Source organism: Cryobacterium sp. TMT1-2-2, assembly GCF_004403505.1.
Taxonomy (GTDB): domain Bacteria; phylum Actinomycetota; class Actinomycetes; order Actinomycetales; family Microbacteriaceae; genus Cryobacterium; species Cryobacterium flavum.
In genome coordinates this window covers 347,205-373,430 of the sequence record NZ_SOGS01000007.1, presented here as the reverse complement: position 1 = coordinate 373,430, position 26,226 = coordinate 347,205, and the positions used below count along the sequence as shown (strand labels likewise).

Below are 26,226 nucleotides of genomic sequence, written 5' to 3'. Positions count from 1 at the left end.
GCGCAGGGCTACCTGTCCTGCCAGAACATCCTCGACGGGCTCGGCAAAAACAACCGGCAACGGCTGGAGGCGGCCTGCCAGGAGCTCGTGAACCGCAGCGCCCATCCGACCTATTCGACACTGAAACGCTTGATGGCCGCGATCGACAGCGATGCGAAGAAACCCCGGCCGATGGTCCNATGGCCGCGATCGACAGCGATGCGAAGAAACCCCGGCCGATGGTCCCGGCCGATGGTCCCGGCCGCCTCCACCCGCAAACGCGTCAGCACCGTCGTGTTCCGCGACACCATGCCGGATGTTTATGTCCGTGACGCCTCGCACTACGCCCGCGACGAGGAAGGGAAGTGATGTTCACCAGCGTTGATTACGACAAGTTCCGGGCTCTGCGCGTGACCCACGTCGCGACCCGGCTGGAGGAACTCATCCAGGACGAAGCCAACGACACCCTCACCCCCGAGCAGCTGTTCCTCACCGCAGTCGACGACGCGTTGGAGTCCCGACGCATCAACAAAGTCGACAAACTCATCCGTCAGGCTGCGTTCCCGATCCCGGGCGCCACCGTCGCCGAGGTCGACTATCGCGAGGGACGCGGCATCACCCAAGTCAGAATGCGACGCTATGCCGCCCACGACTGGCGCTCCGATGCGACAAACCTGCTGATCATCTCGCCCACCGGAGGCGGGAAAACCTACCTCGCCTGCGCACTGGCCATCGGCGCCTGCGAGAGCGAGCACTCGGTACTCTACTTCCGGATGGACGACCTCGCCCGAAAGCTCGTCATCGCTCGCGGCGACGCCATCGCCCACCAGAAGCTGTTGAACGAGCTCTCGAACATCGACCTGCTCATCATCGACGACTTCCTCACCGTCGGCATCGACAGCGACGCTGGCAACGATCTGTTCGCGATCCTCGCTAACCGGGAACACCGCCTCCCAACGATGATCGCCTCGCAGACCGGACCCGCGTACTGGGTCGCCGAGCTGCCGGACCGAGTTGCAGCGGACTCGATCGTGAACCGCCTGGCCAACAACGCCCGCATCATCAAACTCGGCCAGATCGACATGCGCCAGCAGCGCAACGACCAAGCCCGCGCCCAGAAGGACTACTGGGAATAACACCACGGCGGCCCGGGCACCAAGCCCGGGCCGCTACCACCTCGTCAGAACTTTGCTACCAACTGCGTGGACTGGCGCTACCATCAAGCGCTACTCGCCACCGTCAAGTTTTCGGCAGAGGTGATCGAACCCGATCATTGGCCGGGCTGTCGCCATGGCTCTTAACGAGAGTCCTGATCAAGGCCGAACAGAATGACGCCCCGCACCGGCTGGGGCACACGACTGCGATGGAGAGCTCATCGTCCTCGCCGGAGTGGCGTTTCCTCTCGGTTTCTTGTTCTACTTTCTCACCTCTAACCTCTAACCTCTGGACCTTGGTCCAGCACGTCACGTATCTTGGCGATCTCCCTGCGGTGCAGGGGGGTATCCGCTCGTTAACCGGAGCGTGCGACACTTCATTTGTGTCCAGAAAAGTAACTCACAAGCGGAATATCAGGCCGAACGCGTGGGGAGTGGGCCAAGCAATAGCCTCGGAAGGCCGCATGGTTGAACCTCGCGTGCGTAAGAGCGCCTGGGAGGTCTTCTGGGTATTTTTGAGAATGGGATTAACATCCTTCGGGGGCCCGGTGGCACATCTCGCATATTTCCGTGAGGAGTTGGTCCAACGCCGCAGATGGCTTAGCGATAGCGATTACTCAGATCTCGTCGCGCTCGGGCAGTTCCTCCCAGGCCCTGCGTCGAGCCAGGTCGGATTCGGTCTGGGCCTGTACCGAGCAGGGCCGCTGGGGGCTATCGCCGCGTTCCTCGCTTTCACTCTCCCCTCTGCCATCCTGATGGTGGCTTTTGGCTACGGTGCGAGCTTATTTCACGGCGAGATTGGTTCCGGGATCATCCTTGGACTCACGATCGTCGCCGTAGCGATTGTCGCTCAGGCTGTCTGGGGAATGGCACGTACCATTACCCCCGATCCTGCTCGCGCTTCCATCGCAGTGATTGCTGTTCTCAGCGCGCTTCTGCTCGCGGGACCAATGGGTCAGATCATCGCTCTTGTGGCGGGCGCGTGTGCTGGCCTGATCTGGTGCCGTGCTGGCTCCGGCACCGTGACTGAAATGATCCGATTCCCGGTCTCCCGTGCCGCCGGATGGGTTTGCCTGTCGCTCTTCGCAATCTTGCTGGTCGCGTTACCGGTTGCGGCTACCGCGACCGAATGGGAGACGATTGAAGTGTTCGACGCGTTCTACCGGGCCGGGGCGCTGGTGTTTGGCGGCGGTCACGTCGTTTTGCCGTTGTTGCAAGCCGGAGTCCTGGATCCGGGATGGGTTTCTCCGGATCAATTTCTCACCGGATACAGCGCGGCGCAGGCGCTACCCGGCCCCTTGTTCACATTCGCTGCGTATCTCGGCACCGTCTCAACCGTGGGCCCGGGCGGTAACGCAGGTGCCACTCTCGCCTTAATTGGTGTGTTCCTGCCAGGATTACTTGTCTTCATCGGGGTATTACCGTTCTGGAATGCGTTTCGATTGCGAGCGTGGGCGCAAGCGCTCATGCGCGGCGCGAACGCTGCGGTTGTCGGTATCCTCGCCGCAGCCTTGTATGACCCAGTTTTTACAAATTCGATCACGGGTCCTGCCCCATTCGTCCTGGCTCTCTTGTGTTTCGTGCTGCTCATCGCGTGGCGCATACCGGCTTGGGCTGTCGTAGGCGTCGGTGCTGTCGGCGGGATAGTGCTTACTCTTCTGCCCGAAGAAATGCTTTAAACAGATAGCGATCCCGGCTCCAACGACGTTAGCGCCCCCCTCTTTGAATGAGATTCGACACGGGGATGACTGTCTCATTCCCGCTATGACGCGGCGCGATGCCGCCGCGGTCTACTCCAACACTCGGCTTGGCTTGTGCGGCTTGAAGTTTCTTGTAACTATCTCGCGAAACAATATGGTCAATTCCGCAACCTTAAATCTCGCGTTTGATGGTCAGGTATATCTCGGCCAAAGCCGCCATGTGCATGAACGCCATACCGCGCATTCGGGTCTACGGAAGACGTGACAACCAGGGCGGGCTCCGAGTCGTTCGGGTCTCATCTGTGGCTTGGACCGTCGATCCCATCCGGCCAACGCCACTGTCCTGACAGCGGATACTGTGCAATAATCTGCGTATAAATGCAGATAAGAAGATGTGTACGCTTGATTCTGATGGAGAGTACGTCGAGCTGGCCGTGGAAGTCTTTGCGATGCTCGCCGATGCCACACGTATCCGCATCATTCTTGCCCTCCGCGACACGGAGTTGTCGGTCAACGAGCTCGCCGAGACAGTCAACAAGTCTCAAGCGGCCGTATCCCAGCACCTCGCGAAGCTGCGGCTGGGGCGTATCGTGGCGACCCGCCGCGAGGGCACGCGGGTGTTCTACCGTCTGGCCAATGAGCATGCCCGCCAGCTCGTCGCGGATGCGATTTTCCAGGCTGAACATGCCGTCGAGGGCACACCGGCGCACCACCGGCTTCCGCTTGAGACGTCGGCTGCGGCCCACGATGCGGGCGCTCATGCTTGAGGTTCTGCGCAACCGAACGTATCGCCGGTTGTTCAGCGCGCAGATCGTGGCGTTGGTCGGCACCGGACTGCTCACCGTAGCTTTGGGCCTGCTCGCCTTCGACCTGGCCGGCGGCGACGCCGGCATCGTGCTCGGCATCGCACTGACCATCAAAATGGTCGCCTATGTCGGAATCGCGCCAGTGATCTCCGCCCTGACGGCGCACGTGCCGCGCAAGACTCTGCTGGTGTCAGCGAATGTGCTGCGCGCGATCGTCGCGCTCTGTCTGCCGTTCGTCACTGAGGCCTGGCAGATTTATGTGCTCATCTTCGTGCTGCAGGCCGCCTCGGCCACGTTCACCCCGGCATTTCAGGCCCTCATCCCGGCCGTACTTCCGAAAGAGAGCGACTACACCCGGGCGCTGTCGTTGTCTCGTTTGGCCTACGACCTCGAATCCCTCCTGAGCCCGATTCTGGCCGCCGCTCTGTTGACCGTGATCAGCTACCACTCCCTGTTCGTGGGAACTGTCGTAGGCTTCGTCGGCTCCGCCCTGCTTGTGCTCACAGCAACCCTGCCGGCACACCATGTCTCCCCTCCGACACCGTTCTGGGAGCGCCTCACCCGCGGCGCACGCGTTTTCTGGCGCACACCGCAATTGCGCGCTCTGCTCGCTATGAACATGGTCGTCGCGACGTCGACCGGCATGGTCATTGTCAACACCGTCGTGCTTGTGCAAAGCCACTTCGGCCGCGCTCAGTCCGACTTCGCTCTCGCCCTGGCCTGCTACGGATTCGGGTCCATGCTCGTCGCGCTCGCGCTGCCCCGGGTACTCGAGCGCTTCGCCGACCGAACCGTCATGCTGCTCGGCTGCTCTGTATTACCAGTGGGGCTTCTGGCCCTCGCCGGCTTTGTTTCTTTGCCAACAACCACCTTGACCTGGTCTGGTCTTCTCCTGATCTGGTTCGTGCTCGGCGCCGCGACCGCGCTCATTCTGACTCCGTCGGCACGACTGTTGCGCCGCTCGTCCGACGAAACGAATCGACCGGCCGTCTTTGCTGCACAGTTCTCGCTCTCTCACGTCTGCTTCATCGTCACCTACCCTCTCGCCGGGATCCTCGGCGCCCTGCTCGGATTGGCACCCCACTGCAGCGGTACTCGCCGGCATCGGAATAGTCGCAGGCATCATCGCGCTTCGTGCGTGGACAGCTCAGGCAACAACCTCATCACCGATGGATGCGCCAATCGCGGTCTGAGAGAAGGGCGCGCTGCGTGTCGTGCTGCCCGCGGAAGGGGGTGTCCGGATCCGTGGCAGTGCTTTGGTAAAACTGGCATTCAGGATTCGCTGCTCACGGTGGGGTACTCTGCGAAGGAAGACATTGGCAGTTCAGTCGTGGACTGAGTGCAGAGAAGTAGGTGAAATGACGCTGAAGCGTGCGGTAGGACGGATGTTTGCACCCGTCTCTGTGTCGCCTTTCATCTCGTTGCTTGCCTTGGCCGCGCTGCTTTTTGCGGTTTTTGCCATTCATTCCGAGGCGACCGGGCATTCCATGCACACGCCGGCCACCGCGTCATCAAATGTTGCTGCTTCATCGGCTACTACTGAGCAATCTTCAGTGATGGGAATGACTGCTGTCATGGCCGCTCCCGTCGTCGCGGCTATCACGTCCGGAAGCCTGAACGGAATGCTTGATTGCGCTCTGCTGGCAATGACGTGCGTCCTGCTACTGACCCTCGTCGTGATGGTTTTCCTGACTCGGCTTCCGGCCACGTATCGGCGCCTGCTCGATGCCGGCGGCCACATCTTGAAATCCTGGCGCACCAGCGCTCTGCCGGCTCAGCGCCCCAGCCTCACCCGTCTCTCCATCTGTCGCGTTTAAACCGAGAGGTAGTTCCGAGCCAGCACATGGCCTCGGAACTACGCCGTGCCCACGGCCACTCGATGTCTACAACTTATCGACGAATGGATGAACGATGCTCAAACCACGAACTTTTCTGTATGCGGCTGTGGCACTCGCGGCCACACTGACTCTCAGCTCCTGTGCCGGTGGCAGTCCCGCCCCCGATTCAGTAAGCCCCTCGGCCAGCCAAACCACAGCGGCCTTCAATTCAGCGGACGTAACCTTCGCGCAGATGATGATCCCCCATCACGAGCAGGCCGTTCAAATGAGCGATGACCTCCTCGCCAAGGACGGTATCGACCAAAGCGTCACCGATCTCGCAACCGAGATCAAGGCTGCCCAGGAACCCGAGATCACGCAGCTGAAAGACTGGTTGACGGCGTGGGGCGAGGATGACAGCAGCATGTCGGGCATGGACGGCATGTCCGGCATGGGTGGCGGCTCCGACGGGATGATGTCTGACGACGACATGATGGCCCTGCAGGACGCCTCGGGAATCCAGGCCGCCACCCTGTTCCTCGAACAGATGACGGTGCACCATGAGGGCGCTGTCGCGATGGCGCAGCTCGAAGTCGATGATGGTGAGAATGCGGACGCCCAGGCCATGGCCGCCAACATTGTCAAGTCGCAGACGGCTGAAATTGCCGTCATGGCCGAGCTCCTCGCGTCGCTCTAAAGCGACACGTTCGGGGCGCGCTCTTCTTTGGAAGAGAGCGCCCGTGGAGCCAAACCTTCGTTTCCCGAATGACCCGCAAGGACATAAGTATGCATCACCGTCACACTCCCCCTCTGGTTCACCTCGCTAGCGCGGTGATCCGTGGATAGCACCGGTCACGTCGCCACGGCGCCCCACATCTCCGGCGCCACTCCACCCATGGCGCGACGCGATCTGCGCGCCATGGAAGCCATGCTGCGGACGGGCCGATCCGGCCCATCGGAAGCTGCCCGACCCGCGAAGGTTGTTCCTCGACAGATCCCGCTTCGCCAACGTGCTGCGGCCGGCAGCGCCATGGCGATGATCGCACTCTTCGCGATCAGCACGTCCCTGCCCGCGCTCGTGGTCAAGACGAACACGCCACAGGCCGCCGCAGCCAGCAGCGCCGCCCCGACGGACGATCTGCAAAGCGTCAGCGCCGCTGGGGCAGCATCCGTTCTCATCGAACGCGACGGATACACCATCACGGAAGCGCCCGAACCGGCCTCGTACACCGACCTCGCCAGCAATGGGGAGTGGGCGAGCCTGAGCCCGGGCCAGATCAGCGATGAAGGCTGGGCCTTGCCGGTTTTGGGCCGGATATCGAGCCCGTTCGGTTCTCGCCCGAACAAGCCCGTTGATGGTGTCGGCGACTTCCACAACGGAACCGACATAGCGGCACCCTGCGGCCAGCCCGTCTTCGCGGCTACAGGAGGCAAAGTTGTCACCTCGGGCTACCAGGGCTCCTACGGCAACTGGATTCTCATCGACCACGGCAACGGTGTCGAGACGGGATATGCCCACAACAGTCAGCTTCTCGTGGACTCCGGTCAGCTGGTTGTGGCCGGTGAGATCATCGCGATCGTGGGATCAACCGGTGCATCCAGCGGCTGCCACGTACATTTTGAAACACGCGTCGACGGTGAACGCATCGATGCGGAACCATTCATGAACGCTCGGGGGGTCTCTCTTGGCTAAGCACAGGACTTTCAGGAGGGTCGCAGTTGTCGCGGTGACGGTATTGTCGTTACTCGGAATCGCCGGGCCTGCACAGGCGGTTGAGTATCCGAGCTGGTCTGATGTGGAAAGTGCTCGATCGGACGAAGCCAGCAAACAAGCGCAGGTCACGGAGTTAACCGTGCTGATCTCGGGTCTCACGACCGAAGTGGATGCCGCCCGTGCGGAAGCAGATCGGCGCGCGACCAACTATGAAGCCGCCCAGAGCGCGTTCGACGGGGCAACCTTGAGGGCGACCAACTTGCAGAATCAAGCCGATGAGGCCTCGGCCGCTGCCGTCGTCTCCGGAGAGCAGGCCGGCCGACTGGCGGCGATGCTCGCTCGCACGGGGAACAGCGATCTGTCGCTGTCCCTGTTCGTGGATGGGTCCAGCGCCAGCGACCTCCTGAATCAACTTGGTTCGATGAGCAAGCTGACGGAGCGAATGAGTCTGGTCTATGATTCCGCGGCGGCCGACCGAAATTCTGCCCGATCACTTACCGATCAGGCCCAGATCGCCCAGCAAGCGCTGGGCGTGCTGGCCGAGACGGCCCAGACCGCGCTGGCTGAGGCGATGGCCTCGAGCATTCGCGTTGAGACGGCGCTGGCCGACCAGCAAGAAGTAGCCGGAACCCTGCAGGCTCAGCTTGCAGTGCTGACGGAGGATCGAGCCGCGACAGAGGCCGACTATACCGCGGGCGAAGTAATTCGCCGAGCGGCCGAAGCTGCTGCCGCCAAAGCGCGAGCTGAACAGGTTGCGGCCGCGGCCGCGGCCGCAACAGCGAGCAGGCCTGCGGTCGGTGGCAGCACACCCAACGGACAGGGCTGGACCTTGCCCGTGTCGGGATGGATCAGCTCGGCATACGGAGCTCGCCCCAACAAACCGGTAGCCGGGGTCGGTGCGTTCCACTATGGAACCGATATCGCCGCAGGCTGCGGGAGCAACGTTTATGCCGCATCCGCTGGAACGGTCGTCTACGCAGGCTGGCTCGGCTCCTACGGCAATTGGGTTCTCATCGACCACGGTGACGGCACCCAAACCGGCTACGCACACAACAGTTCCCTCTTGGTCAGCGCCGGACAGCAGGTTTCCACCGGCGCCACCATTGCGCTCGTGGGCACGACAGGTGCGTCCTCGGGCTGCCACGTGCATTTTGAAACACGAGTCAATGGTGCCCGCGTCAATCCGCAAACTTTCATGAGCGATCGGGGAGTCACCCTTGGTTAGATTGCCCCGTTCTCCACGCCGGTTCTTCGCCCTAACCCTGCTGCTCGTTGGCCTGGTTGCCATCACCGGTTGTTCGGCCAGCGCTTCGAACTCGGCAGCGGGGTCGCTCGTCACCGCTCCGGTTCCGAACGCCTTCGAGCACGTGCACGGCCTCGGAGCCGATCCACTGACAGGAGAGACCTATGCGGCCACGCACCACGGGGTATGGCTCGTCCCAACCGGAGTTCTTGCGGATAGCTATCTGGCGGGGGCGCCCCGACCCGATACGACGCAACCGATTCAGATAGCCGGTCTGGCGCAAGACACGATGGGCTTTACCGTCGCTGGGCCCGGCCAATTGCTGGCGTCTGGTCATCCCGATCCAACCAAACCGAGCGACTTGGCGCTTCCGAATTTGGGACTCATTTCCAGCACCGATGGCGCGAAGTCCTGGACGGCGCTCTCACTGGCGGGCGAAACAGATTTTCACGATCTAGATGCCGTCGCTCTCGAAGACGGCACCCTGCGCGTTTACGGCTACGACGCGGGCGCCGGGGCGATCGCTGTCAGCGACGATTCCGGCCTCACCTGGTCCTCTGGAGCGGTCCTCGCGCTGCGCGACCTGGCTGCGGATCCGTCCCAGGCCGATCGACTCTACGCGACAACAGCGGACGGTCTCATGATGAGCACCGATGCAGGCCGAACGTTCGCCCTAATGGTCGGCGCGCCGGCGCTCCTCCTCGTGGATGTTGTCGAAACCGACACCGACACCCAATTGGTCGGTATCGATCCGAACGGTGCGGTTTGGCGGCAGACCGCCGATACGTGGACACAAACCGGCACCACCAGCCGCACACCCGAAGCGTTCACCGTCGTCGGCGGCCCCTCCCCCTGGCTCCTCGTCGCGGATGCCGCCGGCATCGCCGCCAGCGACGATGGCGGTGTCACGTGGACCTCATTGATTTCACTGGCTGACTGACACCCACCATCGGCCGACACCGGCCATACGACCAACCTCCACCTCGTCGACTGAAGGAAACTTGATGAACTCATTCCTCGGAGTCTCTCACTGCGTCCAATTCCGACGAAATCGCTCTGGCGACGTTCACGGTCACCGGCGGCGGCATGAGCGGCGGAATGATGTCCGTCACAATCAACGGCCACGCATTTGATGCCGTCCGCGTCGACACAACCGTGCAATTCGGCAGCGTCGAAGAGTGGATGCTCAGAAATACCAGCACACTCGACCACCCCATGCACCTGCACGTCTGGCCGATGCAGATCGTCGATCGGGCCGGCCAACCGATTGAAGAATTAATTTGGCAGGACGTCGTGAACGTGCCAGCGCTCAGCGCCGTCCGCGTGCGCGTGGCCTTCAACGATTTCAGCGGCCGAACTGTCTATCACTGCCACATCCTCGACCACGAGGACGCCGGAATGATGATGGGCACTATTCAGGCCCTGTGATCGCGTCTGTGTCAGCCCGTTTGGGACGGGACACCTCTCAGGGTTCACACGCGAGTGGCCGGAGCGCAGGTGCGCCCCGGCCAACCTGCGGTGAGAAGGCTTAGTCCTGTGTGCCGTCTTCGACCGCGACACCGTTGATGTCGTCGCTCGTGTTCTCGGCGCCCGTTTCGGTACCGGACTCGGTGCCCGTGTCGTCGGCGGTTTCGCCGTCATTGGTGCCGTCTTCGACCTCGTTTTGCACGTCATCGCTGTCGGTCGACGTGGCGGCGGGTTCCACCGTCGAAGTGGATGATGAGGGGCCGGCCGGAGTGGCCTGGGCTCCGGCGGTGAGGGTGATACCGCCGACGACGGCCAGCGCGACGGCCAGTGCTGCTCCGCTGATAACTTTCGTCTTCTTCTTCATGGTGTGTGCCTTTCGAGAGGTCGCTCCGCGACTGCGGAGCCATACGTCCAAGCTATTCAGGGGCACGTGAGATGAGCGTGAGAACCCGTACGACGGTGCACAATTAGGGGCGGAGTGGGAGGTTCACCGTAACGGTCGTGCCGACGCCGACCTGCGAGGTGAGCGTGATGCGCCCGTCGTGCGCGTGGATGATCTGCTGCACCAAGCTGAGACCGACGCCGTGCCCGGGCCGTGATCGCGCCTGGTCGGAGCGCCAGAACCGGTCGAAGGCGTGCTTCAGGTCGTCGTCGTCCATGCCCATGCCGCTGTCGCGAACGGTGACAGTGCACGTGCTGTTGTGGATGTCCGTGCTCACGGTGACCGTGACGATGCCTGGCGGCGGGGTGAATTTCAGCGCGTTGTCGATGACGTTCGAGAGCGCTCGAGCGAGCAGGACTGGAGAGCCCAAAACAACAGTGGCTTGCCCTAAGTGCACGTGTAGGCGGGCGGCATCCTCTGGGCTTTTGGCGCGCGCGTCGATGTCGAGACGGACGAGTTCGTTCAGGTCGACGAGTTCGTAGGTTCGCCTCAGTTCGCCTCCCGCGCCGCGGGATAACAGGAGGAGATCGTTGGTGAGCTCGGTCAGTCCGCCTACGGCGTCGAACGCGGTGTGCATCGCCCGCTCGTACTCGGCCGGGGTGCGGGTAGTGAGGAGGGCGAGTTCGAGCTCACCCTGGATGATGCTCAGCGGGCTGCGCATCTCGTGCGAGGCGCCGTCGACAAAGCGTTGATGCAGGTCGTAGCTTTTCTGCAGCGGTGCCAGGGCGGCGCGGGCCATGAGAAAACTCGCGATCGGGATCAGCACCAACAAGACGGCGTAGAGCACGATCAGTCCGGTGCGTAGGTTGGCGAAGCCCTGCTCGGCCGCGTTCAGAGCGCCTGCACCGTCAGATTCGGCGGCATCGATGTCGAAGGTTCCGGTGACGAAGATGTAGATACCGACCGCGAACGCGGCGAACAGCACCAGCTGCACGACCGTGTAGGTCACGGTGAGTCGAACCAGCGCGCGGCGAAACATCAGCCGTCCGCGTTGATGAGGTAGCCGGCGCCACGCCGGGTCTCGATGATCTCTGTCTCCCCCGGCAGGGTGAGTTTTTGCCGCAGGTAGCGGATGTAGGTTTGCACGACGTTGCTGAACCCCTCATAGTTGCTGTCCCACGCATGTTCGATCAGTTCGGTGGCGCTGATGATGGTGCCGGCGTTGCGCATGAGATATTCCAGCACAGCGAACTCCTTGCCGGTCAGCTCGATCGTGCGCCCCGCGCGCTGGGCCGTGCGGGTAGCCGGGTCGAGAGTGACGCCCTGCGCCTGCAGCAGGGGTGCGTGTGCCCGCGGTGATCGTCGAAGGAGCGCCCGTACCCGGGCCAGCAGCTCGACCAGGTGGAACGGTTTGACAAGATAGTCGTCGGCGCCGGCGTCGAGGCCCTCCACCTTGGTGCGCATCGAATCCAGCGCGGTCAGCATCAGCACGGGTACGTCGCTATTGATCAAGCGGATGCGTCGGCACACGTCCATCCCTCCACCCGGCAGTCCCGGAAGCATCAGGTCCAGAACGACCAGATCATAGGTGTCGATTTCGAAGGCCTGCACGCCGTCGGGCGCAGTGTGAGCAACGTCGACGGCGTAGCCGGATTCGGTGAGGGTGCGCCGGATGACGTCCGCGATGCGGACATCATCCTCGACCACGAGCACCTTCATCCGCCGCCCGGTCCGACCGATTTGCGACCTGGCGGGCAGCGGGTGATGGTCATAGCCTCGACCCTAGCCCGTGGCCGATGAGACCAAGATGAGAAGCGGCATGCCTCACGGCGTTCACTGCGGCGTTCCGCTGATGGTCACACCCGAGCATTCTGGCCGCGTGAAACGATGGCACGGATGACGACGGGAACCACGGAGAGTACCACGATGCCGATCAGCACGAGATCGATGTAGCGTGCGGCGAATTCGGCGACGCCCGGGATATGGGCCAGCCCGAAGCCCAGGAGCACAACCCCGGTCGTCCAGAGCACGGCACCGATGACGTTGAATATCGTGAACACCCGTCGTGGCATTTTGCCCACGCCCGCCGCGACGGGGGCAAAGGTACGCACGACCGGCACGAAGCGGGCGATGGTGACGGCCGCCGGTCCGAACCGATCGAAGAAGCCCTGCGTTCGGGTGACGCTCGACCGGCTGAACAGGCCGGAGTCGCGCCGGTCGAAAATGCGGCGGCCCGTCGTGCGCCCGATGAGGTAGCCAAGCTGGTCGCCCAGCGCGGCTGAGACGGCGATGGCCGGGATGACGATCCAGAGCGGCTGGCTGATCACCCCGCTGAGGGTGAGCACGCCGGTGAAGAACAGGAGGGTATCGCCGGGCAGGAAGAACCCCACAAGCAAGCCTGTCTCCACGAACACGATCGCGCACACGACGACGAGGCCCCAGACGCCGGCCCCTGCGATCACCGCCTGCGGATCCAGAAAACCAGAAGTAGGGAGTGCGGTGACGGTCATAGTGTTCATGCTGCAAGTCCTTTCTCTGAGTTGACTGACGACGAGCCGGGCATCCGCTGCTGCGCGAGGTGTTTAGGCGGTGGCCGTCAGTTGGGCGTTCGTGGTGCGGGCGCGGCGGGTGAGTACGACCACCAAGATGAGAATCACCGTCAGGAACAGCACACTCGTTCCCGTGGTCCCCAGCCCCAGGCCGCCATCAGCGACAGGCTGAGACAGCAGATCGCCGGTGGATGCGCCCAGCGGGCGGGTCAGGATGTAGGCGATCCAGAAGGCCAGCACAGCGTTCAAGTGGAAGACGAAGTACGCCACAGCGACCAGCGCGATGGCGGCGGCGAAAACGAGCAGGGCGACGAGGAAGCCCAGGTTGAGTCCTTCGGCGACGAGGTCACCGGCCGCGGTGCCGAGGGCGAACGTGAACAACACGGCCAGCCAGTAGAACGTCTCCCGCCGGGTCGTGAAGATGGAGTGGATGGAGAGGGTCTTCTCCGAGATCGCCCAGACGGTGAAGGTCGCAGCCAATGCGATGGCGAAAACGACCGTCGTCACCCACAGGGGAACGCCGAGACTGTCGGTGAGGTTATCGGTGATGAGAGTTCCCACAACGCTGATGAGCACCACGGCCAGCCAATACACGGCCGGGGTGTATTTGTGCAATCTGAATTGCACGATCAATGCGGCGACCAGCAGTGCGGCCATGAGGACCGACGTGATCGAAAGGCCCAAGCCGAGGTCGACGTTGAGAAAGTCCGCGGCGGTCTCCCCCACGGTCGTCGCGAGCACCTTGATCACCCAGAAGATGAGGGTCACTTCGGGCACCTTGGTCAGGATGTGCCGGATGGGCGAAACGGTCGTGGAGAGCGTTGAGGTCGTGGACAAGTGTTCCTCCTTGAGTGGGGTCGGTAGCACTAGCGAACACGGCTCCGTCTAAGACTTCTCACAGAACCGAACAATCGACACCCTTCTTCCCGGTGCGCGGCAACCCGCTCGACGGCAAAGGATCAGGATGCGGCTGGCTTGGCCCGCGGGAGGGTGAGGCTGATCGCGGTGCCCGCGGCTGAGCTGTCGACGACGTGCACGGCTCCGCCGTAGCGCACCGCGATCTCCCGCACGAGGGACAGTCCGATACCGAACCCGGTGCGGGCCTCTCCGCCGCCGTCCACGGCCGTGCCGGAGCGCGCGAACCGATCGAAAATGCGGGCGGGATCGATGCCCTGGATACCGGGCCCGCGATCGCGTACGGTGACCGCCACCGTTTTCCTGGTCACGCTCACGCCGACCGTGATGATCGAGCCGGTGGGGGCGAAGCGCACCGCGTTATCGAGCAGGGCGACCACGCACCGGGTGATGCTGGAGGAGGGCACGCGCACAGGCGCGGGCTGCGGGGCATCCAGTTCGATGGTGATGTGTTTGTCGACGGCGATGAGTGCCATCGACTGCACAGCGGCGTCGACGGCACCGACCAGATCGCCGACGGTCGTGTCCGGCACGGCCGCGCCGCCGATTTCGGCCGATTCGAGCAGGTCGTTGACGATGTGGATGAGGTCCCTCGCATCACTGCGGAGCTCCGCGACAACCGAGGCCGACGGGTCGTCGGCGGGGAGGGCGCGCTGCAAAATCTGCAGGCGGGCATCGAGCACCGCGAGCGGGGTGCGGAGTTCATGGCTGGCGTCAGCGACGAACGCCCGTTGGATGCGCAGCACGTCACCGAGAGGTTGCACGGCCCGGTGGGTGACCAGCCAGCTCAACACCCCGGCCAGAACGATCAAGGCCACGCCCAACACGGCGGCAGCGCGCAGCAGCTTGAACGCGCTGACCTGCAGATTCTCGGTGTCGGGCACCGGTTCGAACAACTCACCGGGCGAGATCTCGGACAGGATGTACACGAACACGGCCACGATGACCACCGCGACGACCGCGGCACACGCGATCGCGATGCGCGTGCCGACGAGTCGGGAGGCCCGGCGGATGGCGAGGGTGTCGCTGTCGACGACGCGGTTGCTGCGGGTCATGGTTGTCCCAGGCGGTAACCCTCACCGCGCACGGTGAGGACAATGTCGGTGTCGGTCTTGCGCCGAAGATAGTGCACGTAGGTGTCCACCGTTCCAGCGGTGTCCGCGGCGCTGAAGACGGCCTGCAGAATCTGCTGGCGGGAGAACGTGCGCTGTGGCGCATCCGCTAACAGTTTGAGCAGTTCGTTCTCTTTCACGGTGAGCAGGATGCGCCCGTCGTAGGGGGAATAGATGGTGCGACTGTCGGGGTAGTACTCCCACCCGCCGACCAGCACGGTGCGGCCCTCGCCGGTGAACACTCGGCGGATGGCGCGGAGCCGGGCGGAAAGCTCGTCGAATTCGAACGGCTTGACCAGGTAGTCGTTGGCGCCGATGTCAAGCCCAGCTACCTTGTCGCTGGTCGTTCCGAGGGCGGTCAGAAGCAGGATGGGCGTAGTGACCAGTTTGCGGCGGAACGCTTCCACAACTCCGAGGCCGTCCAGAGTGGGCAGGCGCCGGTCGATGACCATCACCTCGAACTCGCCAGCGAGGCCGGCAGCCAGGCCGTCTGAGCCGTCGGCGACCAGGGTGACGTTGTAGATTTCCGTGAGCACGTCCCGGATCATTGGGCCGAGCTTGGCGTCGTCTTCGATCAGCAGCAGTCGGGCGCGGACCGTACTCTCAGCGGGCATGCCTGACTCCTTCGTGCACGCGTCCGTCCGGGAGGACGGATCGACGTTGGCTCCAGTGTGCCAGTAGAAGAGTCCAGGCGGCGTTCACCAACGCCACCGCGGCAAGCGAGTACACGATCGACGCCACCACATCCGACGGGTAATGCACCCCCAAATACACCCGGGACGCAGCCGTGGCGAGCACCACCACCGCGGCAGTTCCGATCACAAACGGATGCCAGCGGTGGCCAGCTGTGACGAGGATGACCCCGAGCAGGAAGCAGGCGGCGAAGCTGGTGTGTCCGCTAGGAAAGCTGAGACCGCCCGGTTCAAGAAGCAGAATGTGCGGCAGCGACGGAATGTCGGGCCGAGCCCGATGCACCAGCAGCTTGATCACGTCGGCCCCCACCGTGGGAATCATCACCACCAGCACGAAGCGAATCGCCGGCCCGGGGCGCCGGGTCACCAGCAGCACCGATCCGGCTGCCAGCAGCACGAGCACCGCGCCTGCTGCGGGGCTGAACAGCCAGTCAATGCTGAGAGCCACCGCGTCCAGCGGTGCCGTGTGGGCAATGTTCACTTGACGGAGCAGGCCCATCTCTCCGGCCGTCCACCCGACTGAAGCGCTCAGCAGCAGCCCGGTGAGGATGACGGCGAGGATGACTCCGGCGGCGGGAACAGCGGTTCGGGCGAACCGTCGGAGTGGTCGAATGTCTGTGCTCATCCCCCTACAGTTGCCCGGGGCGTCACAGAACCGTCTAAGAATCATTTTGCCGGGCTCGCCCGTCTTAGCGGATTCTTATACCGCCCGGCTACGGGGTGGACGGGAAGATCAGGGTGAAGCGGGTGCTCGGCTGGCGGCGTGCCAGCAGCAGTCGTCCGCCCTGATCGGCGGTGAGCTGTTGTGCGAAGGCCAGACCGATCCCACTGCCCCCGCCGTACGAGACACCATGGTCGAAGATCTGGTCGGTGGCAGCGATGCCGGTTCCCTCATCGTCAACGTCGATCGCGAGTGCACCGTGCGTAGCCCGGGCACGCAGGGCCACGGTGCCCGCGCCGTGCTGTAGGGCGTTTTCGATCAGCGCATCGAGCACCTGCTCCAGCGCTGACGCCACCAGGATGACCGGGGGAAGGTCAGCGTCGATGATGCGTCGCAGCGATCGCCATCGTATCGATCGTGATCGCCGCCCTCGCCGCGGCCCGGGCCTCCCGCCAACCGGCCATCGAAACGCTTCGGGACCTCTAACCGGTCGGGGCCTCGAGGCGGTAGCCGTGGCCGCGCAGGGTCACGATCACCGGCATCCGCTCGACGGTGGTCGGGCCGGCCGCGTCGGCGGCGTCGGTGAGGTGCCGACGCAGCGACGCCACGTGCACGTCGAGAGTCTTAGTAGACCCAAACCAGTTCACATCCCACACATCATTCATCAAGTCCTCGCGGCGCACGGCACGGCCGACATCGCTCAGCAGCCGCGCAAGCAGGTCATACTCCCGGGCCGGCAGGGCAACGTTAGAGCCGTTGACCTGCACGGTGCGCGCGGCGGCGTTCACGCTCAACGAACCGAGCACGCTTACGTCGTCGGCCGGAACCGACTGGACCAAGCCGGAGTCGCCGTTGGCCCGGCGTAAATGCGCGCCCACGCGGGCCAGCACCTCAACGACCCGGAACGGTTTCGTGAGGTAGTCATCCGCTCCCCACTCCAGCCCAGACACCACATCCAGCTCTTCCCGACGAGCGGTCAGCAGAACGATGATCGTGGCCGGCAGCAGACTACGAATCTCCCGGCACACACTCAACCCGTCGAGATCGGGAAGACCCAGGTCAAGCAACACCAGCTGGGGCTTGTGCGCGATCGCGGCGTTGATCCCCGCGCGGCCGGTCGAAGCCCAGAAGACGGTGTGGCCACCGGCACGCAGAGCCGACTCCAAGGTCGTGGCGATGGTCACGTCGTCTTCGACGACCAAAAGACGGGACATGCCCGCAGCTTATCTACTCCCGGTGGCGCGGGGTCACGGACATCGCATGCCGTCAAAGCGTAGGATCGGCGGATCGCACGCTGCGCTCTCGCACAGCGACCGCGGACGGGCAACGGCGCGACCTACCAAAGTACTGAGATTCGGGCTCAACGCGCGACCAACAGCCTGTTGGCGTCCACAATGACGGGCATGACAAACATGACTCGCGCCGCGATAGTAAGTCGCAAATCGTAGAGCGATCGCGACAACGATGGCATCGTCGGCGTAACCGAGAACGGGTATGAAATCCGGAATGAGGTCGATCGGCGACAGCAAGTAGAGCAAAAGGGCCGCGAGCCAGATTCGAGCTCCGATCGACACGGTTCGATCGTAGGCCAGGCGTTTTAGTAACCGGGCGACGTCGAGCGCGAGGCGCAGCAGATCGCGAAGTGACGCACCGCCGGGATGCCGGCGTTGTTCGATCCAGAGAACCAGAACAAGGGCCAGCCACAGCACCAGCAATCCGCCGAGCACGCTCAGAGCCACGGCCCACCAGGTCGTCGTGAGCTGCCCCGTTCGAACGAAAGACACTGACGGCCTCGCGAGCCGCGTAATAGACGATAATCTAACCCGCGAGAGGGATGTCCCACCACTATCCGAGTGCCAGATTGAGCACCAAGCCGAGAAGTACAGCGCAAGCGAGGAGACCGTCGATGACTGTCACCCGTCCTTCGGTAACCAGGACTGGGTTGCCCAGCTTCGCGGGCCAGTCTGTTGAGTAGGTATCGTCGTCTGCCGGTTCCGTGCGGTAACGCAAGCAATTGAATTGGCGAATTGAACCAGCCACTTGCGCCGGGAAGCTACTGGTATGACTGCTAATCAGCAGAGCGGCGCCTTTTGGTAATGGACTGTATTCCCTTGTATGCAAGAGTGCCTGCGAGGCAAAGGAGGGCAACGCCGAAAACGTAGTCGAACCATTCCGACGCATTCCCAAAAGTGAGTATCGAGAAGCTAATAATAGCGATGGCGCCGCCGAGATAGGCGGTGCTGGTGCCCTTCGACTCTGCTTCGGACTCAGCGCGGTCAAGGCGTGTCATGCTCGAAGCCTACTGGGCTCATTCATCACGTTTCTTGGTCCGCTCCCAATTCAGATTCGCTGAATTTGCGAGGTCCGCCGTCGGAGACTACGGGCAGAGCCGCGACGAGTTGTTCGCAAAGGCGAATGTCGTCCTGCTTATCGAAGCCGCGCGACATCATTCTCGACGTTCGCCTGCTTGCTTTCGCCGCCGGCGCACAGCTGCCTAAGCGTTTAGGCGTGCGGCCAACTCGTGGAGGGTGGGAACGGTGTAGTCCGGTTGCGCGAAGTAGCTCGGATAAGGGGCATCGCCTCGGTTGATCCAAGCGGTGCGGAGTCCCGCTTGGGCTGCCCCGTGGGTGTCCCAGGGGTGCACGGCGACCAGGAGCATCTCCGCCGTTTGAACCCCGAGTGCTTTCGCGGCGTAGTGATAGGCGGAACCAACGGGTTTCCACGCCGGTGCGTCCTCGACAGTGAGAAGGCTATCAAAGTTGTCTCGAATCCCCGCCTCGGTCAGCATGGCTTGTGCCAACCGTGCCGACCCGTTGGACAAAGTTGCAAGGCGGTATCCCGAGTCCTTCAATGCCCTGACCCCGTCTGCGACGTCGGGGTGCAGTTTCAGCGTGCTGAGGCCCTCCAAGACATGGGATACGGCCTCATCGAGAGTGCACGTCAGGGCGACGCCGCGGAACAGATCATGGAGCATCTCGGTGCCTATCACGGAGAATTTCGCACTGCCGCCAGACGCGGCGAGGGCGAATCCATCCCGAAGCAAGGCTGCGAACCAAATGTGGGCCAGATAGCCCGGGGCACCGACCTCCACGAAACAACTCTCCATCGGTAACATGTCCGAGAGAGTTTCATTGACATCGAATACGATCACTGCTGTGGCTGCATTCATGGTGGAGTCCTCAAGATTGGTCAACGCGCCGGATAGTGGGAAACGACCGATAGCGACTGGTTCACGCCGGTCTTGCCTCGACCCAAACTTGAAATCGGACAAAAGAGTTGTTCGTGCTTTCCCATACGCTTCCGGCAGCGAACACGATGCGATCCACCGATCCGCCCTCATCCAGTCTACGAAAGTCTCGCCCACGCCCTAGAGCTGATCCTGTGAGGCGTGGGACGCACCGCCGGGAATTCCTCCCGTGCCTCATGGTTGTCTTTTAGACACATCGGAATCGGCGGGTGCAATGCCGTCCGAATGACCGACGCTGAACTCAACGGAAAGAAGATCGCCCATGGACCTCAACAATCTGGATCTCACCAATCGCCGCGGAGTCATCACGGGCGCAGGACAAGGCATCGGCCGGGCCATCGCCCTCGAGTTTGGTCGACGCGGTGGTCACCTCCTGCTGGTCGGCCGCCAACTGGCCACACTCACCGAAACTGCCCGCCTTGTCGCCGCCGAGGGCGGAACAACAGCGATCCTGGTCACAGACCTGACTCAGCCTGGCGCCGTTGAACGGATCGCCGCAACCGTCGCACCGTGGACCACTGTTGATCTGCTCGTCAACAATGCCGGAAATGTACGCGCGGGCCGGCTAGAAATCATCAGCGATGCGGATGTCCATTCAATGATCGATCTGAACCTCACCGCCCCGATCCTGCTCACCAAAGCACTACTGCCGGCGCTTCGTCAGAGCGGCAAGGAACGCGGAAGTATCCTCTTGAACGTATCCAGCGGGATAGCCCTCGTCGGTATGCCGTTCTACTCGATTTACGCGGCCACGAAATCAGGATTGGCCCAGTTCGGAGAATCTTTGCGCCGAGAATTGATCGGAACGGGCGTGCACGTTGCGACCGTCTACCCCGGGGCGACCGATACCGCCATGATGACCTCGCAGAACGCTGGCGCCGAACTTGGCTGGGGCCGCCGCAGCCTGGCCGACGTCATCACCGACTTGATTGCAGCTCTGGAAGCAGGCGAGCATGAGATCAATACCGCGCCACAAGACCGCCGAGCCATGCAGGAACTCAACCTCACCGACCCTTTGGCCGTGGATGCCGCCCTCGCACCCGGCCTCGAGGCCCTCGAACTCGCGGTGCGCGACCACCGCAGCATCTAGGGGCCCGCACGAGTCCACCACGTGATTCGCGGTCACTCGCCGGGAACCTTTAGCTCGGTTTAGTCCGCGGCCGAAATGGCAAACAGTCCGACAACACTGAAGGCATATACGATGAGCACCAGAATCGAGTCAACGCCCATCCCGAGGATTTTACGTTTGGGGCGGAACAGGATGCCGAGCAGGTAAATGAGCGTCAGCACGATGGCGATTGCGGTGAGGTAGATGTCGGACGACTGTGCGGACGGGAGCACGGATTTTCCGGAGATGAGGGTCGCGACGAGGAACAGCACGGGGAGGAATGCGTTGCCGCCAAAAATGTCGCTGATGGCGAGCTTGTAATCACCCTGCCGAACAGCGGTAAGCCCGGTGGAAATCTCGGGCAGCGACGTGGCAAGCGCGAGCACCGTGGCACCAAAGAGCACGCCAGAGAGCCCGATATGATCTGCCATTGCGCTGCCGCTCTGTTCCAGGACAACGCCCGCGATCAGGGTGACCAGGGCGGCGATACCGAAGATGACTGCGGACTTCACTGTGCTCGTGCCGGCCTGGGTGGCGGCGGCGACCCGCTTGGTTCGGCTGTGCCCGCGAGGCTCGAGTTGGGCATCCGGAGCTGAGCCGTTTTCGTGCCACGGCATGTTCTTGCCCGCTCGGTTCACGAGAGCGAGACTCACTACCCAAACCACAGCGATCAGCACAACGGCGGGAGTCATCCGGGCGATGACGAGCCCTTGCGGCATCTGGGTTCCGGCAATGACAATCCCGAGCACGGCAATGACGGCTGTCGCCTCAACGACGAGCGAGAGCGACGCGGCCCGGTACGTCAGCGAACGGTTTCCCTTCACTCCGAACCCGTCGAGAATCACGAGAACGACGGTCTGCAGAGCAATCCCACCGAGAATGTTTCCAACAGCTATAGTCAGGTCGCCGGACACGGCTGCGCTGATCGTGATGGCCAGCTCAGGAAGATTCGTGGCGACGGCGAGCAGAATGAGGCCACCGAGGGCAGCGCCAAGGTGCAGGCGTTCCGCGATCACATCGGTGTGCTTAGTCAGCTGCACGCCCGCGATCCAGGTAGCAGCCGCCGCGACCAGAAAGATAATGAGCAGGAGGAGAAAAGGCATGCTTCCCATCTCGCCACGCTAGCGAGGCGGCGCGGTTTTCGTTAGGGCTTATAAGCCCTGCGCATCCACCCGACTGGTGGCAGGAGACTACGGTCAGAGACGGATTTGCCGATACTTTTGGGTCAGCATGCATTTCGACCCCATATTTGTGACCCGCAATTGACCGTCCGGGCATACTATGGCCCCGTGAACGCTGCATCGCCATCCGGAGTTGCCCGCAAAGCGCAAAGCAGCGCGCCCCTGCGCATGTTGGCTCGATTGGGATTCGCGGTCAACGGCCTGCTGCACATTCTGATCGGTTTTCTGGCCATCAGCGTCGTGTTCGGGGTCGCCGGCGGTTCGGCCGACCAATCCGGCGCTCTGGCACAGCTGGCCGCCACTCCGGGTGGAGCATTCCTGCTGTGGACGGTCGTGGTGGGCCTGTTCGCCCTCGGCCTGTGGCTGCTGATCTCGGCCTTTCTGGTGCACGGCAACCCGAAACACAAGTGGGGCCAGCGCGCCGCGAATATCGGCAAAGCTGCCGCGTACTTCTTTCTCGCCGCCACCTCCGTCACCTTTGCTCAAGGTGGCGCTACCAGTTCGGCCAGCAGCACCAGTGATGCCAGCGCGAAACTGCTCTCCTCTCCAGGTGGCGTGTTCATTTTGTTCGTCGCCGGGCTGCTCGTGCTCGCCATCGGCGGCTACTTCGTCTACAAGGGTGCCGCCAAGAAATTCACAGCGGACCTTGCCGTGCCGAGCGGCCCGGCCGGACAGGCCGTGATCACCCTCGGAGTCGTTGGTTACATCGCCAAGGGAATTGTGCTGGGCGTCGTCGCCGTTCTCATCCTGGTCGCGGCCCTCACCCTGGACCCGAGCAAATCCAGCGGCCTCGACGGGGCGTTGAAAACGCTGGCCGGCTTGCCGTTTGGGAGCATCATTTTGTTGGCCATCGGCATCGGCCTGATTGCCTATGGCGTCTACTGTTTCGCCAGGGCGTGGCGCGCCCGACTTTAACCGTTGGTCGATGTTCGCGTCGGAACGCCCCCTGTGTGCGGCACCGGAACGGTGTGCCGGATGTCGAAGGCGATCACGCAGCCGACAATGATCAGCGAGAGCGACACCGAGGCCAGAACATCGCTAGCCCAGTGGTAGCCCAGATAGACCCGGCTGACCGCTGCAGCAACGATGCAGAGAACGGCGAAGGCACCACCCAGAGCTGTACCGAGACTGCCCTTCCGACGTGAAAACACCAGGTAGGCGGTGAGCAGCACGAAATCCGAGGCGCCCAATACGTGGCCGGACGGAAACGAAAACGATGGGTCCGGTCCGAACAGCATGAGATCGGTCGGCGGTCGGCTGCGGTCGACGAGATGTCCGATGATCTGCGCCAGAACGACGCCGATGAGCATCGCGCCGGCCAGCACCAGCGGCCGCCAGGCGTGCCGTGTCACGAAACCCCAGGTCACGGTCACGACCAGCAGAATAATCGGGAGCGCGATGGGCCCAAACAGAACGGCCAGAACGATCATCACCGCGGTGAGTCCCGGCGAGCGCAACGATGCCAACCAGTCCTGCACCGGCGCATCCAGCGAAGTCAGTCCGTTTCGTTGGATCACCGACACGAGGAGGACGGCGAATACCAGCGTCCCCACTCCGATCAGAAGCAGCGACAAAGCTGTGCATCGGCGGCGATAATCTGCCTCCAGATACCGTCTCTCGACCACGTATTTCTCGAACCATACCCGCCACGCTGAGACCCGACCAGGCGGGTGGGCGTGCCCTCCCCCAGACGGATGCAGGCGTGCGAGTTCACGTTCGCCATCAAGTTTGGCCGCAACCGGCGCCCAGAGCACGATCGCCACACCGATTCCGAGCAGCATCGCTCCAACGGTATCGGACAGCCAGTGCGCACCGACGTAGGTGCGGCTGAGCATCATTCCGATTGTGTAGATGGTGCCAGCCACCCGCATCCACCAGAACGGGAAGAGAATCGACAAGAGCACGGCCATGACCGCCGCATTGGCCGCGTGGCCAGACGGGAACGATCCAAAATCCACGGTGACGATGATGTCTCCCGGCCGAGCCCGCCCGAACAGGTGCTTGAGCACCTGCACCAGACCACCGGTCAGGGCCGTCGCTACCAAAAAATATCCCGCACCCCACGGGCGTTTCAGCCACACCAGCAGAACAATGATCAACACCGGAATGATTAGCGTGCCCGGCCAGCCGCCGCCAATGAAGTTCAGTGCCAGCGCGACGACGGTGAAGGCAGGCGCTCGGTGCAGATTGATGAAGTTCATCCACCCGGTGTCGATACTGAAGGGCGCACCGTTGTCGCGGAACACAATGTAAGCGCCCAAGCCGACACACAGTAGTAGGGCGACGACACCGCTGATCAGCGGCCAGCGGCGAGTGACACGTTTCGCCGGTGGTGTGGCAGCAACTTCCGGATTCCCGTGGGCGTCCATGAGGTAATGGTAGATCGTCCGTGGCAAGACTACGAGGGTGAACCCGGAACGGGAACGCGCACCGTGAGCGCCCCCGGTTCGATCCAGATTTTCAGCGCGAGGGCCGAGCCAAAGGTATCGCCGTCGAGCTCGATTTCGTGCGGCCGCTCCAGCCGGAGGACGACTTCGCGGCCCTTGATATAGCGCAGTGCCCGGACTTCCTTGGCAGGGCCCATGAATTTGCGGCCGGCTTCGGTGCGGCGCAGCAGCCCATTCTCCCAAAGGATCTTGGTCGTGATTTGCACCCAGCCAACGAGGCCCCGTGGGCGCAGGAGAACCATCTCGAACATCTCGTCATCAATGGCTGCGTCGGGAAGGAGGAGCACATTCCCCGGGAGAGACCCGCAATTGCCGATGATGATCGTGTGGGCGTGGACCGAGCGGTTTCCCGTCCCATCGACGTTGTAGTGCAGGTGCAGCTGGTTCTGGTCGAGCATTGCGCCACCGAGAGCACCGACGTAGGCCAGCCACCCCACCTTGTCCTTGGCGGCATCGTTCGTGTTCGCGAGCATCGTGGCATCGAGGCCGAGCCCGGCCATGACCAGGTAGGCGTGCCGAGAAATCGACTGATCATCGCGTCGAATATCGATCAGGGGCAGGTCGATTCGGCGGTCCAGACCAGCGAAGGCCGTGCGCGCCGAACTTGCTAGGTCGTCCAGGGGAAGATTCAGATTTCGCGCCAGCAGGTTGCCGGTTCCCGACGGCAGTAACGCCAACGAAGCGTCGCTGTCATACATGGCCTCGGCCACGGCCCGCACGGTGCCGTCTCCCCCGGCCGCGATGACCATGATGGCGCCGGCCTCGAGCGCTTCGGCCGTTGGCCCCTGGCCCGGGTCGTCTTTCGTGGTCTCGAACCATAGTGTCGGTGCCCACCCGGCAGATTTCTCTGCGGAAGCAATCTCGGCCTTAACAGCGGCCAGGTCCACCTTCACGGGGTTGTAGACGACGGCAGCCACCCGGTGGGAAGGGGGGCCGGATGTCGCTCGGTGCTCCGTCATGAGCGCAGCCTTTGGCTTGGTGGGTGGCCGCCTGGGCACGATCGGATCAGGCCCGCGGATGGGAAATCGACGAGATGAAGGGAGTCTACTCGCACAGCCCCGCCCCCGCTGGCTCTAGCATCGGCGCTGGACCCGGTACAGAATAAGCGGCAGCGAAGGGTGCACCATGTCCAGCAGAAACTATTGGAGCGACGATTCGATCAACCAGCTGCGGGTGACCCCCGGGTTCGCCCTGGCCGGTGTAGACACCCGGGCGACGCCGGGGTTTTACGGAAGAAAGAAACACGCGGCCGCGGCGGCCAAGCAAGCCGCTGGCATCCTCTCGCAACTGCAAGAGAAACTCTTTGCCAACAGCAAATCCGGCGATAATCGCAAGGTTCTGCTCGTGCTACAAGCCATGGACACGGCGGGCAAGGGTGGCATCGTGCGGCACGTGATCGGTGACGTCGATCCGCAGGGAGTCAGCCATTATGCGTTCAAAGCCCCGACCAAAGCGGAACTGACGCACGACTTTCTGTGGCGTATTCGCAAACGCGTACCAGCGGCAGGAATGATTGGCGTGTTCGACCGCTCACACTATGAAGACGTGCTCATCGCGAGGGTTCACGAGCTCGCGCCTCCGGTCGAGATCAAAAAACGCTACAACCAGATCAACGCGTTCGAGCAGGAACTCGTTGACGACGACACCACCGTGATCAAGGTCATGCTGCAGATCAGCTCTACCGAGCAAAAGTCACGCCTCGGCGAGCGCCTCGACCGACCAGACAAATACTGGAAGTACCACACGGTCGATGTCGACGAGCGGATGCACTGGTCGGCGTATCAGGAGGCTTTCCAGATTGCCTTGGAGCGCACGTCAACGGCGGCGGCACCCTGGTATGTCGTGCCAGCCGACCGCAAATGGTACGCCCGCCTCGTCGTGCAACACCTGCTCATCGAAGCGCTGAAGAGCATGGTTCTCACCTGGCCGACGGCCGACTTCGACGTGGAAGCCGAGAAGGTGCGCCTCTCCGCCACCTGACCCAGTGGTGCCGGTGTTGGGGTCACATCGAGTCCGCAGGTTCCGAAAGTGTCACGCCTGGGCCCTGTCTCA

Annotated in this window: 29 protein-coding genes and 1 pseudogene; 14 read left to right on the top strand and 16 right to left on the bottom strand. The window is 62.9% G+C overall.

Translation table 11 applies throughout. The features are described 5' to 3' along the window. The 11 genes and pseudogenes from E3T35_RS19725 to E3T35_RS07020 form a co-directional block, all read left to right on the top strand. Positions 1 to 348, top strand: a pseudogene (locus tag E3T35_RS19725) (hypothetical protein); the annotation flags it as partial. Beyond that, a complete protein-coding gene (locus tag E3T35_RS07065; protein ID WP_134378256.1) occupies positions 348 to 1,115 on the top strand; it encodes an ATP-binding protein in 768 nt (255 codons plus the stop codon). The pseudogene E3T35_RS19725 and the gene E3T35_RS07065, both read left to right, overlap by 1 nt. Positions 1,116 to 1,597: 482 nt before the next feature. After that, positions 1,598 to 2,812, top strand: coding sequence for a chromate efflux transporter (gene chrA, locus E3T35_RS07060; RefSeq protein WP_134378235.1), 1,215 nt, complete (start codon positions 1,598 to 1,600; stop codon positions 2,810 to 2,812). Between the two features lie 395 nt (positions 2,813 to 3,207). After that, positions 3,208 to 3,600: a metalloregulator ArsR/SmtB family transcription factor gene (locus E3T35_RS07055; protein WP_304997051.1), complete on the top strand. Its 393-nt coding sequence runs from the start codon at positions 3,208 to 3,210 to the stop codon at positions 3,598 to 3,600. After that, positions 3,593 to 4,978, top strand: coding sequence for an MFS transporter (locus E3T35_RS07050; RefSeq protein WP_134378234.1), 1,386 nt, complete (start codon positions 3,593 to 3,595; stop codon positions 4,976 to 4,978). The genes E3T35_RS07055 and E3T35_RS07050 overlap by 8 nt, the downstream gene beginning before the upstream one ends. Positions 4,979 to 4,997: 19 nt before the next feature. Then, complete coding sequence (locus E3T35_RS07045) at positions 4,998 to 5,456, top strand: hypothetical protein (RefSeq protein WP_134378233.1); 459 nt, start codon at positions 4,998 to 5,000, stop codon at positions 5,454 to 5,456. A gap of 94 nt (positions 5,457 to 5,550) precedes the next feature. Then, positions 5,551 to 6,153 carry a DUF305 domain-containing protein gene (locus tag E3T35_RS07040; protein ID WP_134346868.1) on the top strand — a complete coding sequence of 201 codons (603 nt, stop codon included), beginning with the start codon at positions 5,551 to 5,553 and terminating at the stop codon, positions 6,151 to 6,153. A gap of 198 nt (positions 6,154 to 6,351) precedes the next feature. Then, the gene (locus E3T35_RS07035) at positions 6,352 to 7,149 is read left to right on the top strand and encodes a M23 family metallopeptidase (RefSeq protein ID WP_134346867.1); all 798 of its coding nucleotides are present in this window, start codon (positions 6,352 to 6,354) and stop codon (positions 7,147 to 7,149) included. A gap of 160 nt (positions 7,150 to 7,309) precedes the next feature. Next, positions 7,310 to 8,395, top strand: a complete 1,086-nt coding sequence (locus E3T35_RS07030) for a M23 family metallopeptidase (protein ID WP_134378232.1) — start codon at positions 7,310 to 7,312, stop codon at positions 8,393 to 8,395. A gap of 1 nt (position 8,396) precedes the next feature. Continuing rightward, on the top strand, positions 8,397 to 9,353 hold the full coding sequence (locus E3T35_RS07025) for a F510_1955 family glycosylhydrolase (protein ID WP_134378231.1): 957 nt from the start codon (positions 8,397 to 8,399) through the stop codon (positions 9,351 to 9,353). A gap of 110 nt (positions 9,354 to 9,463) precedes the next feature. Continuing rightward, the gene (locus tag E3T35_RS07020; RefSeq protein ID WP_370449306.1) at positions 9,464 to 9,841 is read left to right on the top strand and encodes a multicopper oxidase domain-containing protein; all 378 of its coding nucleotides are present in this window, start codon (positions 9,464 to 9,466) and stop codon (positions 9,839 to 9,841) included. A gap of 100 nt (positions 9,842 to 9,941) precedes the next feature. On the opposite strand, the gene E3T35_RS07015 is transcribed toward E3T35_RS07020, so the two are convergent. The 13 genes from E3T35_RS07015 to E3T35_RS06950 form a co-directional block, all read right to left on the bottom strand. After that, positions 9,942 to 10,244: a hypothetical protein gene (locus E3T35_RS07015; RefSeq protein WP_134378229.1), complete on the bottom strand. Its 303-nt coding sequence runs from the start codon at positions 10,242 to 10,244 to the stop codon at positions 9,942 to 9,944. 103 nt (positions 10,245 to 10,347) lie between these two features. Then, positions 10,348 to 11,301: a cell wall metabolism sensor histidine kinase WalK gene (locus E3T35_RS07010; protein ID WP_134378228.1), complete on the bottom strand. Its 954-nt coding sequence runs from the start codon at positions 11,299 to 11,301 to the stop codon at positions 10,348 to 10,350. Next, positions 11,301 to 11,981: a response regulator transcription factor gene (locus E3T35_RS07005; RefSeq protein ID WP_134378227.1), complete on the bottom strand. Its 681-nt coding sequence runs from the start codon at positions 11,979 to 11,981 to the stop codon at positions 11,301 to 11,303. The genes E3T35_RS07010 and E3T35_RS07005 overlap by 1 nt, the downstream gene beginning before the upstream one ends. Before the next feature lie 137 nt (positions 11,982 to 12,118). Continuing rightward, positions 12,119 to 12,781: a DedA family protein gene (locus tag E3T35_RS07000; protein WP_134378226.1), complete on the bottom strand. Its 663-nt coding sequence runs from the start codon at positions 12,779 to 12,781 to the stop codon at positions 12,119 to 12,121. A gap of 63 nt (positions 12,782 to 12,844) precedes the next feature. Next, positions 12,845 to 13,648 (bottom strand): hypothetical protein, encoded by an 804-nt coding sequence (locus E3T35_RS06995; RefSeq protein WP_198421001.1) that lies wholly within the window; start codon positions 13,646 to 13,648, stop codon positions 12,845 to 12,847. Positions 13,649 to 13,770: 122 nt separating this feature from the next. Beyond that, a complete protein-coding gene (locus tag E3T35_RS06990; protein ID WP_134378224.1) occupies positions 13,771 to 14,781 on the bottom strand; it encodes a sensor histidine kinase KdpD in 1,011 nt (336 codons plus the stop codon). Beyond that, entirely contained in the window at positions 14,778 to 15,452 is a 675-nt protein-coding gene (locus tag E3T35_RS06985; RefSeq protein WP_134378223.1) for a response regulator transcription factor, read from the bottom strand. Before E3T35_RS06985 ends, E3T35_RS06990 begins: the two co-directional genes overlap by 4 nt. Next, positions 15,442 to 16,155 carry a phosphatase PAP2 family protein gene (locus E3T35_RS06980; RefSeq protein ID WP_166789866.1) on the bottom strand — a complete coding sequence of 238 codons (714 nt, stop codon included), beginning with the start codon at positions 16,153 to 16,155 and terminating at the stop codon, positions 15,442 to 15,444. Before E3T35_RS06980 ends, E3T35_RS06985 begins: the two co-directional genes overlap by 11 nt. Positions 16,156 to 16,243: 88 nt before the next feature. Continuing rightward, a complete protein-coding gene (locus tag E3T35_RS06975) occupies positions 16,244 to 16,546 on the bottom strand; it encodes a sensor histidine kinase KdpD (protein WP_166789865.1) in 303 nt (100 codons plus the stop codon). Positions 16,547 to 16,673: 127 nt separating this feature from the next. Further along, positions 16,674 to 17,405 carry a response regulator transcription factor gene (locus tag E3T35_RS06970; protein WP_134346857.1) on the bottom strand — a complete coding sequence of 244 codons (732 nt, stop codon included), beginning with the start codon at positions 17,403 to 17,405 and terminating at the stop codon, positions 16,674 to 16,676. Between the two features lie 33 nt (positions 17,406 to 17,438). Next, positions 17,439 to 17,930, bottom strand: a complete 492-nt coding sequence (locus E3T35_RS06965; RefSeq protein ID WP_198421000.1) for a YkvA family protein — start codon at positions 17,928 to 17,930, stop codon at positions 17,439 to 17,441. Positions 17,931 to 18,259: 329 nt separating this feature from the next. Then, a complete protein-coding gene (locus tag E3T35_RS06955; RefSeq protein WP_092342117.1) occupies positions 18,260 to 18,481 on the bottom strand; it encodes a hypothetical protein in 222 nt (73 codons plus the stop codon). Positions 18,482 to 18,685: 204 nt separating this feature from the next. Further along, complete coding sequence (locus E3T35_RS06950) at positions 18,686 to 19,360, bottom strand: haloacid dehalogenase type II (RefSeq protein WP_134346855.1); 675 nt, start codon at positions 19,358 to 19,360, stop codon at positions 18,686 to 18,688. Positions 19,361 to 19,700: 340 nt separating this feature from the next. On the opposite strand from E3T35_RS06950, the gene E3T35_RS06945 reads away from it, so the two are divergent. After that, complete coding sequence (locus tag E3T35_RS06945; protein WP_134346854.1) at positions 19,701 to 20,528, top strand: SDR family oxidoreductase; 828 nt, start codon at positions 19,701 to 19,703, stop codon at positions 20,526 to 20,528. Positions 20,529 to 20,587: 59 nt separating this feature from the next. Here the strand turns inward: E3T35_RS06945 and E3T35_RS06940 are convergent, their stop codons facing one another. After that, on the bottom strand, positions 20,588 to 21,649 hold the full coding sequence (locus E3T35_RS06940) for a sodium:calcium antiporter (RefSeq protein ID WP_241988751.1): 1,062 nt from the start codon (positions 21,647 to 21,649) through the stop codon (positions 20,588 to 20,590). Between the two features lie 186 nt (positions 21,650 to 21,835). Here E3T35_RS06940 and E3T35_RS06935 point away from each other — a divergent pair, with 186 nt between their 5' ends. Further along, positions 21,836 to 22,642 carry a DUF1206 domain-containing protein gene (locus tag E3T35_RS06935; protein WP_241988750.1) on the top strand — a complete coding sequence of 269 codons (807 nt, stop codon included), beginning with the start codon at positions 21,836 to 21,838 and terminating at the stop codon, positions 22,640 to 22,642. Here E3T35_RS06935 and E3T35_RS19215 read toward each other — a convergent pair. Both E3T35_RS19215 and E3T35_RS06925 read right to left on the bottom strand, forming a co-directional pair. Continuing rightward, the gene (locus E3T35_RS19215; protein ID WP_166789864.1) at positions 22,639 to 24,096 is read right to left on the bottom strand and encodes a phosphatase PAP2 family protein; all 1,458 of its coding nucleotides are present in this window, start codon (positions 24,094 to 24,096) and stop codon (positions 22,639 to 22,641) included. The two genes, E3T35_RS06935 and E3T35_RS19215, sit on opposite strands and share 4 nt — an antisense overlap. A gap of 29 nt (positions 24,097 to 24,125) precedes the next feature. Further along, on the bottom strand, positions 24,126 to 25,133 hold the full coding sequence (locus E3T35_RS06925) for a diacylglycerol kinase family protein (protein WP_134378218.1): 1,008 nt from the start codon (positions 25,131 to 25,133) through the stop codon (positions 24,126 to 24,128). Between the two features lie 166 nt (positions 25,134 to 25,299). Here E3T35_RS06925 and E3T35_RS06920 point away from each other — a divergent pair, with 166 nt between their 5' ends. Further along, a complete protein-coding gene (locus E3T35_RS06920; protein WP_134346851.1) occupies positions 25,300 to 26,154 on the top strand; it encodes a PPK2 family polyphosphate kinase in 855 nt (284 codons plus the stop codon). The last annotated feature ends 72 nt before the right edge of the window (positions 26,155 to 26,226 follow it).

What these genes read in the sequence shown, in the direction of transcription:
- E3T35_RS06950 (WP_134346855.1), bottom strand. Translation starts at nt 19,360, where the DNA reads ATGAATGCAGCCACAGCAGTGATCGTATTCGATGTCAATGAAACTCTC.
- E3T35_RS06925 (WP_134378218.1), bottom strand. Translation starts at nt 25,133, where the DNA reads ATGACGGAGCACCGAGCGACATCCGGCCCCCCTTCCCACCGGGTGGCT.
- E3T35_RS06955 (WP_092342117.1), bottom strand. Translation starts at nt 18,481, where the DNA reads ATGACACGCCTTGACCGCGCTGAGTCCGAAGCAGAGTCGAAGGGCACC.
- E3T35_RS06940 (WP_241988751.1), bottom strand. Translation starts at nt 21,649, where the DNA reads ATGCCTTTTCTCCTCCTGCTCATTATCTTTCTGGTCGCGGCGGCTGCT.
- E3T35_RS07005 (WP_134378227.1), bottom strand. Translation starts at nt 11,981, where the DNA reads ATGAAGGTGCTCGTGGTCGAGGATGATGTCCGCATCGCGGACGTCATC.
- E3T35_RS06920 (WP_134346851.1), top strand. Translation starts at nt 25,300, where the DNA reads ATGTCCAGCAGAAACTATTGGAGCGACGATTCGATCAACCAGCTGCGG.
- E3T35_RS06970 (WP_134346857.1), bottom strand. Translation starts at nt 17,405, where the DNA reads ATGTCCCGTCTTTTGGTCGTCGAAGACGACGTGACCATCGCCACGACC.
- E3T35_RS07050 (WP_134378234.1), top strand. Translation starts at nt 3,593, where the DNA reads ATGCTTGAGGTTCTGCGCAACCGAACGTATCGCCGGTTGTTCAGCGCG.
- chrA (WP_134378235.1), top strand. Translation starts at nt 1,598, where the DNA reads ATGGTTGAACCTCGCGTGCGTAAGAGCGCCTGGGAGGTCTTCTGGGTA.
- E3T35_RS07040 (WP_134346868.1), top strand. Translation starts at nt 5,551, where the DNA reads ATGCTCAAACCACGAACTTTTCTGTATGCGGCTGTGGCACTCGCGGCC.
- E3T35_RS07010 (WP_134378228.1), bottom strand. Translation starts at nt 11,301, where the DNA reads ATGTTTCGCCGCGCGCTGGTTCGACTCACCGTGACCTACACGGTCGTG.
- E3T35_RS07045 (WP_134378233.1), top strand. Translation starts at nt 4,998, where the DNA reads ATGACGCTGAAGCGTGCGGTAGGACGGATGTTTGCACCCGTCTCTGTG.
- E3T35_RS06985 (WP_134378223.1), bottom strand. Translation starts at nt 15,452, where the DNA reads ATGCCCGCTGAGAGTACGGTCCGCGCCCGACTGCTGCTGATCGAAGAC.
- E3T35_RS07015 (WP_134378229.1), bottom strand. Translation starts at nt 10,244, where the DNA reads ATGAAGAAGAAGACGAAAGTTATCAGCGGAGCAGCACTGGCCGTCGCG.
- E3T35_RS07000 (WP_134378226.1), bottom strand. Translation starts at nt 12,781, where the DNA reads ATGAACACTATGACCGTCACCGCACTCCCTACTTCTGGTTTTCTGGAT.
- E3T35_RS06990 (WP_134378224.1), bottom strand. Translation starts at nt 14,781, where the DNA reads ATGACCCGCAGCAACCGCGTCGTCGACAGCGACACCCTCGCCATCCGC.
- E3T35_RS06980 (WP_166789866.1), bottom strand. Translation starts at nt 16,155, where the DNA reads ATGAGCACAGACATTCGACCACTCCGACGGTTCGCCCGAACCGCTGTT.
- E3T35_RS07035 (WP_134346867.1), top strand. Translation starts at nt 6,352, where the DNA reads ATGGCGCGACGCGATCTGCGCGCCATGGAAGCCATGCTGCGGACGGGC.
- E3T35_RS07065 (WP_134378256.1), top strand. Translation starts at nt 348, where the DNA reads ATGTTCACCAGCGTTGATTACGACAAGTTCCGGGCTCTGCGCGTGACC.
- E3T35_RS06945 (WP_134346854.1), top strand. Translation starts at nt 19,701, where the DNA reads ATGGACCTCAACAATCTGGATCTCACCAATCGCCGCGGAGTCATCACG.
- E3T35_RS19215 (WP_166789864.1), bottom strand. Translation starts at nt 24,096, where the DNA reads ATGGACGCCCACGGGAATCCGGAAGTTGCTGCCACACCACCGGCGAAA.